This is a genomic window from Kitasatospora mediocidica KCTC 9733 (assembly GCF_000744225.1).
In the GTDB taxonomy this organism is placed as follows: Bacteria; Actinomycetota; Actinomycetes; order Streptomycetales; family Streptomycetaceae; genus Kitasatospora; species Kitasatospora mediocidica.
In genome coordinates this window covers 1462057-1474464 of sequence record NZ_JQLN01000004.1, presented here as the reverse complement: position 1 = coordinate 1474464, position 12408 = coordinate 1462057, and the positions used below count along the sequence as shown (strand labels likewise).

10 protein-coding genes, 1 pseudogene and 1 riboswitch are annotated in these 12408 nt (G+C 71.8%); of the genes and pseudogenes, 7 read left to right on the top strand and 4 right to left on the bottom strand.

What is annotated here, in order from left to right:
- Positions 1–32: 32 nt before the first annotated feature.
- Both BS80_RS13840 and BS80_RS13835 read right to left on the bottom strand, forming a co-directional pair.
- Positions 33–1628, bottom strand: coding sequence for a phytoene desaturase family protein (locus BS80_RS13840; protein WP_035796852.1), 1596 nt, complete (start codon positions 1626–1628; stop codon positions 33–35).
- Positions 1629–1646: 18 nt separating this feature from the next.
- Positions 1647–2372, bottom strand: a complete 726-nt coding sequence (locus BS80_RS13835; RefSeq protein WP_051966564.1) for a GNAT family N-acetyltransferase — start codon at positions 2370–2372, stop codon at positions 1647–1649.
- Between the two features lie 354 nt (positions 2373–2726).
- Positions 2727–2836: riboswitch (SAM riboswitch) on the top strand.
- Positions 2837–2869: 33 nt separating this feature from the next.
- On the opposite strand from BS80_RS13835, the gene BS80_RS43830 reads away from it, so the two are divergent.
- The 6 genes from BS80_RS43830 to BS80_RS13810 all read left to right on the top strand — a co-directional run bounded on the left by BS80_RS43830 (position 2870) and on the right by BS80_RS13810 (position 10563).
- Positions 2870–2983, top strand: a complete 114-nt coding sequence (locus BS80_RS43830; protein ID WP_332262168.1) for a putative leader peptide — start codon at positions 2870–2872, stop codon at positions 2981–2983.
- Between the two features lie 130 nt (positions 2984–3113).
- Complete coding sequence (locus BS80_RS13830; protein WP_035796850.1) at positions 3114–4106, top strand: amino acid ABC transporter permease; 993 nt, start codon at positions 3114–3116, stop codon at positions 4104–4106.
- Between the two features lie 59 nt (positions 4107–4165).
- Positions 4166–5200: a transporter substrate-binding domain-containing protein gene (locus BS80_RS13825; protein ID WP_035796849.1), complete on the top strand. Its 1035-nt coding sequence runs from the start codon at positions 4166–4168 to the stop codon at positions 5198–5200.
- 182 nt (positions 5201–5382) lie between these two features.
- Positions 5383–7602: an NADP-dependent isocitrate dehydrogenase gene (locus BS80_RS13820; protein WP_035796847.1), complete on the top strand. Its 2220-nt coding sequence runs from the start codon at positions 5383–5385 to the stop codon at positions 7600–7602.
- Positions 7603–7828: 226 nt separating this feature from the next.
- Positions 7829–9022 (top strand): CaiB/BaiF CoA transferase family protein, encoded by a 1194-nt coding sequence (locus BS80_RS13815; RefSeq protein ID WP_035796846.1) that lies wholly within the window; start codon positions 7829–7831, stop codon positions 9020–9022.
- 263 nt (positions 9023–9285) lie between these two features.
- Positions 9286–10563: a S53 family peptidase gene (locus BS80_RS13810; protein WP_035796844.1), complete on the top strand. Its 1278-nt coding sequence runs from the start codon at positions 9286–9288 to the stop codon at positions 10561–10563.
- A gap of 236 nt (positions 10564–10799) precedes the next feature.
- On the opposite strand, the pseudogene BS80_RS39375 reads toward BS80_RS13810, so the two are convergent.
- A pseudogene (locus BS80_RS39375) lies at positions 10800–10990 on the bottom strand (HoxN/HupN/NixA family nickel/cobalt transporter); the annotation flags it as partial.
- A 37-nt stretch (positions 10991–11027) separates the two neighbouring features.
- Positions 11028–11219 carry a hypothetical protein gene (locus tag BS80_RS13800; RefSeq protein ID WP_035796840.1) on the bottom strand — a complete coding sequence of 64 codons (192 nt, stop codon included), beginning with the start codon at positions 11217–11219 and terminating at the stop codon, positions 11028–11030.
- Positions 11220–11518: 299 nt separating this feature from the next.
- Between BS80_RS13800 and BS80_RS13795 the strand changes: the two genes are divergently transcribed.
- A complete protein-coding gene (locus BS80_RS13795) occupies positions 11519–12406 on the top strand; it encodes an ACP S-malonyltransferase (RefSeq protein WP_035796838.1) in 888 nt (295 codons plus the stop codon).
- Positions 12407–12408: the final 2 nt, after the last annotated feature.

The window sequence follows — 12408 nt, the reverse complement described above, 5'->3', positions numbered from 1 at the left end:
CGTCAGGGCTCGAAACACCGAGGTTTTCGCGGTCAGCGGCCGAGCGCGGCCATCGCCGCGTTGTGCCCGGGGATGCCGCTGACGCCGCCGCCGCGGATGGCGCCCGCGCCGCAGAGCAGGACGTTGGCGTGGGCGGTCGCCACGCCCCAGCGGTCGGCCGGGCCCTGGGCGTCGTCGTCGCGGTAGGGGAAGGACAGCTCCCGGTGGAAGATGTTCCCGCCGGGCAGGCCGAGTTCCTCCTCCAGGTCCAGCGGGGACTTCGCCTCGATGCACGGCCGCCCCTGGTCGTCCAGTGCCAGGCAGTCCGCGAGCGGTTCGGCGAGCAGCGCGTCCAGCGGGCCCAGGACGGCTTGCAGGGCGGCCTCCCGGACCGCCTCGCTGTCGCCGGTGAAGAGCCGTGCGGGCAGGTGCAGTCCGAAGAGCGTCAGGGTCTGGTAGCCGCGGGCGGCGAGTTCGGGACCCAGGATCGAGGGGTCGGTGAGCGAGTGGCAGTAGATCTCGGACGGCGCGGCGGCGGGCAGCCGCCCGACGGCGGCCTGCTGGTAGGCGGACTCCAACTCGCGGTAGGACTCGGCGACATGGAACGTCCCGGCGAACGCCTCGCGCGGGTCCACCGAGGTGTCGCGCAGCCGGGGCAGCCGCCGCAGCAGCATGTTCACCTTGAGCTGCGAGCCCTCCGGCGGGGCCGCGCCGGCCGGATCGCGGGGCGTGCCGAGCAGCCGGTCCAGCGTCTGCGGCGCGGCGTTGCACAGCACCTGCCGGGCGCCCACCCGGTGCTCGGTGTCCCCGGTGCGGTAGGTCACCTCGGCGGTCGTCCCGTCGGTGGCGATCGCGGTCACCTCGCAGCCGGTGAGGATCCGCGCGCCGGCCGCCCGCGCGGCGTCGGCGAGGGCGTCGGTGAGCGCCCCCATACCGCCGATCGGGACGTCCCAGTCCCCGGTGCCGCCGCCGATCACGTGGTAGAGGAAGCAGCGGTTCTGGCGCAGCGACGGATCGTGGGCGTGCGTGAAGGTGCCGATCAGGGCGTCGGTGAGCACCACGCCGCGGACCAGGTCGTCCGCGAAGTGCTGCTCCACGCTCTCGCCCAGCGGTCGTTCGAACAGCGCCTCCCAGGCTGCCGGGTCGCTCACTCGGCGGCGCAGCTCGGACCGGCTCGGCAGCGGCTCGGTGAGTGAGGGGAAGACCCGCTCGGCCACCGCGCCGGTCATCGCGTAGAACCGCTGCCAGGCCTCGAACTCCCGGTCGGATCCGGTGAGTTCGCGGAAGGCCGCGGCGGTGCGGTCCCGGTCGCCGGCGTCCACCAGTAGGCCGGTCGGACACCCGCCGCGCACCGTCGGGGTGTAGGAGGAGATCCGCCGCCGCCGCACCGCGAAGCGCAGCCCCAGCTCGTCGACGATCGTCCGCGGCAACAGGCTGACCAGGTAGGAGTACCGCGACAGCCGGGCCTGCACGCCGGAGAAGGCCTGGGTGGAGACGGCCGCACCGCCGGTGCGGCCCAGCCGTTCCAGGAGCAGCACGCTGCGCCCGGCCCGCGCCAGGTAGGCGGCGGCGACCAGGCCGTTGTGGCCACCACCGACGATGACGGCGTCGTATCCGGCGTGGGCGGGCTGCGCTGCGGCTGGCTGCATGCCCCCGTCCTACCAAAGCTACCCGCCGGTGGCGAGTGTTCCGGGCGTCCGGACGGTGACGAAGTCGATCCGGCGGCGCAGCCGGAAGCCCAGCGACTCGTAGAGCCGGATCGCGTTGGTGTTGTTCTCGGCCGCGTGCAGGAACGGTGTCTCCCCGCGCTCCCGGATGCCGGCCGCGACCGCCAGCACCAGCCGGGTCGCCAGCCCCTGGCCGCGGTGGTCCGCGTCCGTGCAGACCGCGCTGATCTCGGTCCACCCCGGCGGGTGCATCCGCTCGCCCGCCATCGCCACCAGGGCGCCGCCGCGCCGGATGCCGAGGTAGCTGCCGAGTTCGACCGTGCGGGGCAGGAACGGGCCGGGCTGGGCCCGGGCCACCAGCTCCAGCATCTGCGGCACGTCGGCCGGCCCGAGCGCGACGGCCTCCTCGTCGAACGCCACGGCGACGCCCTCGTCCACGAGTTGGACGCCGGGGGTGATCCTGACGACCTCCCAGTGCGGCGGCGGCGTGTCGGGCGGGGCCGCCATCAGCACGATCGCCCCCGGTCCGAACAGCTCGGCCACCTCGTGCCAGGTGTCCTCGTCGGGCGCGTCCGGCAGGGCGAGGAACGGCGTGACGTCGGTGGGGTAGCGCAGCAGGCTCCCGTGCCGTTCGGCGAGGTGTGCGTGCGGGCCGAGCAGCGCCGCGCGGGCGGGGCTGTCCAGCGGATGGGGGGCAGGGCGCAGTGCGGCAACGGAGGTGGACATGGGAAACCCGTTCCTCGATTCCTTCTCGCGGGGCAGTGTGCCGCCCCGGCTCGCGAGCGCGGTCGCCCTAGCGGGCGGCGGGGTGGCGGGAGTTCGTGGTGCCTGGGTGCCGGAGAGTCACGGCTGACAGAGGCCGGTCGGTGAGCCGACCCCGTCGATCCACCGACGACGGACCAGCGGGCAGCCCAAGGGTGCCCGCTCGGAACGCAGTTGGCGTGTACGCATGGCCCGGCCCGTCTCGACTGCCAGTGAGGAGAAGGCCACGATACATGCCGTCGGCCCGCAGGCCAGGTGCGTTGCCCGCCCCTCGGAAGGGGATTGCCCGCGACCGCTTCAGCCGTTAACGTGAGCGCTGGTAATGAGCGTCAGCATCGAGCCCTGGCTTGCTGACCGGCAACCCTCCCGCGCGGTGGGGTGCTCCAGGTGACGACCGGACAGGACGAGGCGTCCTGTAAGCGCGAGGCCCCCTCGGGGCGGGTGATGGCGAGGTGAACGGCATGGACGCACGACACGACGGCGCGGTGCCGCACCCGCACGGATCCTTCCAACTCCAGGTCGCCCGACGTCACGTCGACCTCCAGCGCGTCAGCAGCGCGCTCTGTCGCGCTTGAGCGCTGCCGGCCTCCCGCGCCGCCGCTGCCTGCCCGACTCCCTCCTGCTCGGCAACAACTGTGCTGCCGTTGCTCGTGGTTGATCGCTGACGCCCGGAGTTTTCGACCTTCGCTCGCTGGAGCTCCCCCGATGAACGAGTCACCCCTGCCCGTGCTTTCGCCTGCCCGCAGACCGTCCGAGCAGCCCGTTCCCGACGACGGCGCGGCTCAACGCCCGTTGTCCGCACAGCGCGTGGTGCCGTTGCGGCACCCCGTCCGGTGGCTGGCGACCGTGCTGGTGGTGGTGCTGGGCGCGCAGTTCGCCCACGGGCTGGTGACCAACCCGTTCTACCAGTGGGACCGCTTCCAGTACTGGTTCGCCCGGCCGGTGATCACCGGCGGCCTGCTGGTCACCCTGGAGGTCACCGCGCTGAGTGCGGTCCTCGGCCTGGCGGGCGGGGTCCTGCTGGCGCTGGCCCGGATGTCGCAGAGCCTGGTGCTGCGGGCGGTCGCCTGGGCTTACGTCTGGCTGTTCCGGTCCGTCCCGCTGATCGTGGTGCTGCTGATCCTCTACAACTTCAGCGCGCTCTACCGGACGCTGAGCCTGGGCGTACCGTTCGGCCCCGGTTTCGTGCACTTCCGCGAGTCGGATCTCGCCACCGACCTGGTGGTGGCCACCGTCGGGCTGAGCCTGAACGAGGCCGCCTACGCCGGCGAGGTGGTCCGGGCCGGCCTGCTGGCGGTGGACCAGGGCCAGCACGAGGCGGCCGCGGCCCTCGGCCTGCCGCGGCGCCGCCAGTTCGTCCGGATCGTCCTGCCGCAGGCGCTGCGCACCATCGTGCCCGCCTATGTCAATCAGCTGATCGGGCTGGTCAAGAGCACCTCGCTGGTCTTCTACGTCTCGCTGCTCGACCTGTTCGGCGAGGTGCAGAGCATGGGCAGCACCTACCCGGGCGACGTGGTGCCGCTGCTGATGGTGGCCACCGTCTGGTACGTCATTCTCACCAGCGTGGTGTCCGTCGCCCAGTTCTCGGTGGAGCGCCACTACGCCCGCGGCACCTCGCGCACCGCCGCGCCGACGCCGCTGCAGCAGCTGCGGGCCGGCCTGCGCAGGCTCGCTCCCGGCCCCGCCAGGGTCCGCTGAGCGCGACCCCTTTATTCCTTCCACGTCCCACACGTCCCGAGCCCGCCTTGAGGAGAAGCATGTCCAGCGCCGGATTCAGACGCACCCGGATCATCCCCGCCTCTGTCGCCCTGATCGCCCTCACCACCGGTCTGACCGCCTGCGGCAGCAGCAGCAGCACCGCCACCACCGGCAGCGCCAAGGCCGCCGCGCCGGCGGGCAGCACCGTGGTCGCCGTCGGCGCCCTGTCCAACGGTGCGGCCACCGAGACCTCGCTCACGATCGCGCAGGTCGCCTCGATCCGCGCCGAGCTGCCCGCTTCGGTGGTCAGCAGCGGGCAGCTGAACATCGGGCTCGGCCAGCTGCCGTCCGGCTCCGCGCCGATCGGCTTCGTCGGCTCGGACCAGAAGACCCTCACCGGCTCCGAGCCCGACCTCGGCAAACTGGTGGCGGCGGTCTTCGGGCTGAAGCCGGTGGTGTCCAATGCGACCTGGGACAACCTCTTCGTCGGCATCGACAGCGGCCGCAGCGACCTCGGCTTCTCCAACATCACCGACACCGAGCAGCGCAAGACCAAGTACGACTTCGCCTGCTACCGCCAGGACAACCTGGGCCTGGAGGTGCTCAAGACCAGCACCCTGAACCTCGACGGCAAGTTCGAGAACCTCGCCGGGAAGACCGTCGCGGTCAGTGCGGGCACCAACCAGGAGAAGATCCTCCTGGAGTGGCAGACCCAGCTCAAGGCCGAGGGCAAGACGCTGACCCTCAAGTACTTCCCGGACGGCGCCAGCACCTACCTGGCCCTGGACTCGGGCCGGATCGACGCCTACTTCGGCCCCAACCCCAGCGTCTCGTACCACGTGCTGCAGACCGCGAAGACGCCGAACCCGACCCGCAGCGCCGGGACGTACTCCGGAGCGGGCGCGACCCTCCAGGGCCTGATCTGCGCCACCACCAAGAAGGACGACGGGCTGGCGAAGCCCACCGCCGACGCGATCAACCACCTGATCGCCACCGGCGACTACGCCAAGTGGCTGGCGGCCTGGAACCTCTCCAACGAGGCCGTGCCCACCTCGGCGGTCAACCCGCCGGGGCTGCCGCTGACCAATTCCTGAGCCGAGCGGTACCGGGGCCGTGCGGCGGCCCGGTCCCGGTACCGCTCGTCCGTGCCGCCACCTCGGCGGAGAGTCCCGATCCCGCGACGCGCCGGGACTCTCCGCCGGGGGGCGGTGTCGGGAAGGGGCGATCACGAGATATCTTGATGTCGAGACGTTGTCGACGTGAAGCGGAGTACCCGGTGACTGACTCGACCATCATCTATACCCACACAGATGAAGCCCCGGCCCTGGCGACCTATTCGTTCCTGCCGGTGATCCAGGCCTACGCCTCGACTGCGGGCGTCCGGGTGGAGACTCGTGACATCTCGCTGGCCGGGCGCATCATCGCCAGCTTCCCGGAGCGTCTGGAGGAGGGCCAGCGCATCGCGGACGCGCTGGCCGAGCTCGGCGAGCTCGCCAAGAGCCCGAGCGCCAACATCATCAAGCTGCCGAACATCTCGGCCTCCGTCCCGCAGCTCAAGGCCGCGATCGCGGAGCTGCAGAAGGCCGGCTACGCGCTGCCGGACTACCCGGACTCCCCGCAGACCGACGAGGACCACGACGTCCGCGCCCGGTACGACAAGGTCAAGGGCAGCGCCGTGAACCCGGTCCTGCGCGAGGGCAACTCCGACCGGCGCGCGCCGCTCTCGGTGAAGAACTACGCCAAGGCCCACCCGCACCGCATGGGTGCCTGGACGGCCGACTCGAAGACCAACGTCGCGCACATGAGCGCCGACGACTTCCGCTCCACCGAGCGGTCCGCGGTCATCGCCGAGGACACCGTGCTGCGGATCGAGCTGGCCGCCGCCGACGGCAGCACCACGGTGCTGCGCGCCTCGGTGCCGGTGCTCGCGGGCGAGGTCGTGGACGCCTCGGTCATGCGCGTCGCCGCGCTGCGCGAGTTCTTCGCGGCCCAGATCGCCCGTGCCAAGGCCGAGGGCCTGCTCTTCTCGGTGCACCTCAAGGCCACCATGATGAAGGTCTCCGACCCGATCATCTTCGGCCACGTGGTGCGCGCGTTCTTCCCGAACACCTTCGCCCAGTACGGCGAGGTGCTCGCGGCGGCCGGCCTGAACCCGAACAACGGCCTCGGCGCGATCCTGCACGGCCTGGACGCGCTCCCCGAGGGTGCGGCGATCAAGGCCTCCTTCGACGCCGAGCTCGCCGAGGGCCCGGCGCTGGCGATGGTCGACTCCGACCGCGGCATCACCAACCTGCACGTGCCGAGCGACGTCATCGTCGACGCGTCGATGCCGGCCATGATCCGCACCTCCGGCCACATGTGGGGCCCGGACGGCGAGGAGGGCGACACCGTCGCCGTCATCCCGGACAGCAGCTACGCCGGGATCTACCAGGTCACCATCGACGACTGCCGCGCGCACGGCGCCTTCGACCCGGCGACCATGGGCTCGGTGCCGAACGTCGGCCTGATGGCCCAGGCGGCCGAGGAGTACGGCAGCCACGACAAGACCTTCGAGATCGCCGCCGCCGGCACGGTCCGGATCGTCGACGCCGCCGGCACCCTCGTGCTGGAGCAGCCGGTGGCCGCCGGCGACGTGTTCCGGATGTGCCAGACCAAGGACGTGCCGATCCGCGACTGGGTCAAGCTCGCGGTCAGCCGCGCGCGTGCCACCGGCACCCCCACGGTCTTCTGGCTGGACGAGACCCGCGCGCACGACGCCAACCTGATCGCCAAGGTCAAGGCGTACCTGCCCGAGCACGACACCGACGGGCTGCAGATCGAGATCATGAAGCCGGAGGACGCGATCGCGTTCTCGCTGGAGCGGATCCGTCGCGGCGAGGACACCATCTCGGTCACCGGCAACGTGCTGCGCGACTACCTCACCGACCTGTTCCCGATCCTGGAGCTCGGCACGAGCGCCAAGATGCTCTCCGTCGTCCCGCTGATCAACGGCGGCGGCCTGTTCGAGACGGGCGCCGGCGGCTCCGCCCCCAAGCACGTCCAGCAGCTGGTCAAGGAGAACTACCTGCGCTGGGACAGCCTGGGTGAGTTCCTCGCCCTGGCGGTCAGCTTCGAGCACCTGGCGCAGACCACGGGCAACGAGCGCGCCCAGGTCCTGGCCGACACGCTCGACCGGGCCACCGGCACCTTCCTCAACGAGGACAAGTCGCCGAGCCGTCGCCTCGGCGGCATCGACAACCGCGGCAGCCACTTCTACCTGGCCCTCTACTGGGCCCAGGAGCTGGCCGAGCAGACCGCCGACGCCGAGCTCGCCGAGGCGTTCGCGGCCCTCGCCAAGACGCTGGCCGAGCACGAGCAGGCCATCGTCGCCGAGCTGATCGCGGTCCAGGGCTCGCCCGCCGAGATCGGCGGCTACTACCAGCCGGACGCGGCCAAGGCCTCGGCCGTGATGCGTCCGTCGAAGACCCTCAACGAGGCCATCGCGACCCTCGGCTGAGACGTCTGAGCCCGCACGAGCACTGAGGCCCCCGGCCCCTGGTCCGCCCCACGGCGGCCCGGGGACCGGGGGCCTCGGTGCTGTCCGGTTCGCTCTGCTCGGGCCGATGATCTCCTTGCGTGCGGTTGATACCCGCGGGCAGACTGGGGCCGCTTTCCCGGCCGGCCGGCGCGCGGGCCGCAACTCCCGCGTCCAGGTGGATTCCGTCGACAAGGAGCCCCGCATCATGGCGTTCACCAAGGGCTTGCCGCTGGACGGCGTCACGGTCGTCGCGCTGGAGCACGCGGTGGCCGCTCCGCTGGCGACGCGGCATCTGGCGGACCTCGGTGCCCGGGTGGTGAAGATCGAGCGGCCGGACGGCGGTGACTTCGCGCGGGGGTACGACCGGACGGTGCGCGGGCTGGCGAGCCATTTCGTCTGGCTGAACCGGGGCAAGGAGTCGATCACGCTCGACCTCAAGACGGCCGAGGGGCGGGCGGTTCTCTCCGACCTGGTGGCCGGCGCGGACGTCTTCGTGCAGAACCTGGCGCCCGGCGCCGCCGCCCGGCTGGGGTTCGGTTCGGCCGGGCTGCGGGAGCAGGATCCGCGGCTGATCACCGTGGACATGTCCGGCTACGGCTCCAGCGGTCCCTACCGCGACAAGCGCGCCTACGACATGCTGATCCAGTGCGAGGCGGGACTCGCCTCGGTGACCGGGCCGGCCGAGCAGCCGGTGAAGACCGGTGTGCCGACCTCCGACATCGCGGCCGGGATGTACGCGCTCTCCGCCACGCTGGCCGCGCTCGTCGGGCGGGCCGGCAGCGGGCTGGGCGCCGCGATCGAGATCTCGATGTTCGAGGCGACCGCCGAGTGGATGGGCTACCAGCTCTACTACGCCCAGGGGAGCGGCAGTTCGCCCGGCCGGGCGGGTCTGTCGCACCCGAGCCTGGCGCCGTACGACGCGTACCCGACGGCCGACGACCGGCTGGTGCTGATCGGCGTCCAGAACGACCGCGAGTGGGCCCGGTTCGCGGCCGGGTTCCTGGAGCGTCCCGAGCTGGCGGACGATCCGCTCTGGGCGACCAACGTGGTGCGGGCACGCCGTCGACGGGTGGTCGACGCGTTGGTGGGCGGGCGCACCGCGACCATGACGGTCGAGCAGGTGATCGCCCGTCTGGACGACCTCGGCATCGCCTCGGCGCGGCTGAACGAGGTGGCCGACCTGCTGGAGCACCCGCAGCTGGCCGCCCGCGACCGCTGGCGTCCGGTCGCCACCCCGGTGGGCGAAGTCAGCGGCCTGCTGCCCCCGTTCGGGTTCGCCGGGATCGAACTGCCGATGGGTCCGGTGCCCGGGCTCGGCGAGCACACCGAGGACGTGCTGCGCTCGCTCGGATACCGGCCCGAGCGGATCGCCGCCCTCCGCGCGGCCGGGGCGCTCTGACCCCCCCGCCCGGCCGCCGCCCTGCGGCGGCCGGGCCGCTGACCCCGTCAAACTCCTCACAGGACTCCCTTCCTGAGTACATTCTGTGTATTTCCTGAACGCCCCATTGATTGTCATGAGCGCGGAAACCTACAGTCGAGCCCAGCTGCTGACAGCAGGTTTCTCCGCGGACTGAGCCACCGTCGGAGGACGTCGGCGGTCGGGTCCACCCCACAAAGGGCCCTCCCCCACACCCGGTTCACCGGAACAGAGGAGCACGTCCCTTGCGTACCTCGATCACCTCCGCCGCGCGGCGCACCGCGCTGGCCGCCACCGCCGTGGTGGGCCTCGCCCTCTCCGGCCTCGCCGTCGCCCCCGCCGACGCCGCCCCGGCGGCGGACGCGCACGGTCACGGGAGCCACCACGTGAGCGTCGCCCGGTCCTGCGCGGTGCCGCAGCACGCCGGCTACCTGGCCTGCAACGCGCTGCGCGTGACCGGCGGAACCCCCGTCAAGGCCCATGCCACCGGCGCGAGGTCGACCAACGCGGCCCCGGCCGCGGCCGTCTCGGGCTTCGGCCCGGCCGACATCCAGGGCGCCTACAACCTCGCCTCGGCCGCCGCCTCCAGCGGCGCCGGCCAGACCGTGGCCATCGTCGACGCCCAGGACGACCCCAACGCCGAGACCGACCTGGCCACCTACCGCAGCCAGTTCGGCCTGCCCGCCTGCACCTCGGCCAACGGCTGCTTCAGCAAGGTCGACCAGAACGGCGGCACCAGCTACCCGTCCGCGGACTCGGGCTGGGCCGGTGAGATCTCGCTCGACCTCGACATGGTCAGCGCGACCTGCCCCAACTGCAACATCCTCCTGGTGGAGGCCAACACCGCCAGCACCGACGACCTGGGCACCGCGGTGAACCAGGCTGTCACGCTCGGCGCGAAGTTCGTCTCCAACAGCTACGGCGGTTCGGAGAGCTCCGACGAGACGAACGCCGACAACCAGTACTACAACCACCCCGGCGTCGCCATCACCGCCTCGGCGGGCGACAGCGGCTACGGCGTCGAGTACCCGGCCGCCTCGCCGTACGTCACCTCCGTCGGCGGCACCTCGCTGACCGCCGACTCCAGCGCCCGTGGCTGGAGCGAGTCGGTCTGGGGTGGCAGCGGCGACGGAACCGGCTCCGGCTGCTCCGCGTACGAGGCCAAGCCCAGCTGGCAGACCGACAGCGGCTGTGCCAACCGTACGGTCGCCGATGTCTCGGCGGTCGCCGACCCGGCCACCGGCGTGGCCGTGTACGACACCTACGGCGCCTCCGGCTGGCAGGTCTACGGCGGCACCAGTGCCTCCTCCCCGATCATCGCCAGCGTCTACGCCCTCGCCGGCAACCCCGGCGCCAACACCACCCCGGCGTCCGACCCGTACGCCAACACCTCCGCGCTGAACGACGTCACCAGCGGCACCAACGGTGACTGCGGCGGCACCTACCTGTGCACCGCCGGCCCGGGCTACGACGGCCCCACCGGCCTCGGCACCCCGAACGGCACGGCGGCCTTCGTCGGCTGACCTTCCAACTGAGTGCCGGGCCCGATCCGTTGACGGATCGGGCCCGGCACTTCTGCGTGCCCGCTCAGCCGGAGGTTTCCGAGTCGCGGATGCCGGCGGACCACTTCTCCTCGATCCGGGCGAACTTCCAGGATCAGCGCGACGGCGGCGGACAGGGGCGTGATGGTGAGGTGGTAGTACACCTTGCGGACCGGCTTGGAGAACGCCCAGCCGTCGGCGAAGTTCAGGAACGCCAGGCGGGTGGTGTTGTCGATGGCGGCGATGTGGTCGGTGTCGAAGGCGTGCCGCATGCCGAGGGTGTAGGCGGTGACGCCGACGCCGGTGCGGAAGCTCTTGGTGCCGAGGCTGAGGTGCTGAGGTGCTGTGGCGCGACGATCGCGATCAGCGTGAACCAGCCGATCACGTGCAGGGCCGCGGGGGCGCACAGGGGCGCGGGTGGGGCGGTGGAGGCGGTGGAGGCGGGCTCAGGAGCCGGTGCTGTTCCAGTCGTCGGTGTTCTGGGTGGGGCCGCCCGCAGCGGAACGCGTGGTGCCGGCGGCGCCCGTGAGGTGCGGGGCGGGGCTCGGCAGGGCTAACAGGAGGGTCGCGGAGAGGGCGCAGACGCAGGCCGCGAGGGTCAGCGGGCGGGTGAGCAGGTGAGGCAGACGGGGGATCATTTCCAACACCTCTGGTCCTGGGTGATCGGCTTGTGGCCGCTTCGGGTGCAGCATCCCCAATCTCGATCTACAAGCGATCAACGCCTCGGAGAGCTCGATGAATGGGCCCGTAGAGCGCCGTTGAGCCCGCAGGCGCCGGGCTGTGGCCCCTCGGGACGCCCCGGGAGCGGCCGTGCGCCCCTCGGACGGCGAGTTGATCCCGCATAGATCCAGGTCGGAGACGCTGTGCCCCGGGTCGGCATGGGAATGCTCGGCCTCCCGGCCACTGGTATCGATCCGAGACGATCTGTGAGACACCCATGCCATTTGCGATTCTCTTCCCCGGGCAGGGGGCGCAGTCCCGAGGAATGGGCGAGGACGTCTTCGGCCGCTATCCCGGCTTGACGCAGTTCGCCTGTGACCTGCTGGGCTACGACCTGGCCGAGCTCTGCCGCGACAACCCGGACGACGTGCTCTCGCGCACCGAGTACACCCAGCCGGCGCTCTACACGGTCAACGCGCTGCGGATGTTCGAGCGTGAGCGGCGCGAGGAGCGGCGGGCGGACTGCTTCCTCGGGCACAGCCTCGGCGAGTACAACGCCCTGCTGGCCGCAGGGGCGTTCGACTTCGCGACGGGACTGCGGCTCGTGCGCAAGCGCGGGGAGCTGATGGCGGCCGCGTCCGGCGGGGGGATGACCGCGGTCGCGGACACGCCCGAGCCGGAGCTTCTGGAGATCTTCCGGCAGGACGGTGTCGAGGGCGTCGACCTGGCCGGCTTCAACACCGACACCCAGATCGTCATCGCGGGGACCACCGAGGTGCTCGACGCCGCCCATGCGGCGCTGCGCGCCCGGGAGGTCCGGTTCGCCCAACTGCGGGTCAGCGCACCGTTCCACTCGCGGTACATGGAGCCCGCGCGCGCCGAGTTCGAGGACTTCCTGCGCGGCTTCACCTTCTCGGAGCCGAGCACGCCGGTGATCGCCAACGTGACGGGCCGCCCCTACGAGCCGGGCGCGATCGTCGCGATGCTCAGCCGGCAGCTCGTCGAGCCGGTGCGCTGGACGGACAGCGTCCGCCACCTGCTGGCGCTCTCCGGTGACAGCACCCCAGTTGACTGCGAGGAAGTGGGCGGCAGGTCCCTCCTTCGCATGGTGGACAGGATTCGCGCGTCCGCCGCCCCCAGCCGCCTCAGCGAAAGCACGGTGTGACA

What these genes read in the sequence shown, in the direction of transcription:
- BS80_RS43830 (WP_332262168.1), top strand. Translation starts at nt 2,870, where the DNA reads ATGGACGCACGACACGACGGCGCGGTGCCGCACCCGCACGGATCCTTC.
- BS80_RS13795 (WP_035796838.1), top strand. Translation starts at nt 11,519, where the DNA reads ATGCCATTTGCGATTCTCTTCCCCGGGCAGGGGGCGCAGTCCCGAGGA.
- BS80_RS13840 (WP_035796852.1), bottom strand. Translation starts at nt 1,628, where the DNA reads ATGCAGCCAGCCGCAGCGCAGCCCGCCCACGCCGGATACGACGCCGTC.
- BS80_RS13800 (WP_035796840.1), bottom strand. Translation starts at nt 11,219, where the DNA reads ATGATCCCCCGTCTGCCTCACCTGCTCACCCGCCCGCTGACCCTCGCG.
- BS80_RS13835 (WP_051966564.1), bottom strand. Translation starts at nt 2,372, where the DNA reads ATGTCCACCTCCGTTGCCGCACTGCGCCCTGCCCCCCATCCGCTGGAC.
- BS80_RS13830 (WP_035796850.1), top strand. Translation starts at nt 3,114, where the DNA reads ATGAACGAGTCACCCCTGCCCGTGCTTTCGCCTGCCCGCAGACCGTCC.
- BS80_RS13815 (WP_035796846.1), top strand. Translation starts at nt 7,829, where the DNA reads ATGGCGTTCACCAAGGGCTTGCCGCTGGACGGCGTCACGGTCGTCGCG.
- BS80_RS13825 (WP_035796849.1), top strand. Translation starts at nt 4,166, where the DNA reads ATGTCCAGCGCCGGATTCAGACGCACCCGGATCATCCCCGCCTCTGTC.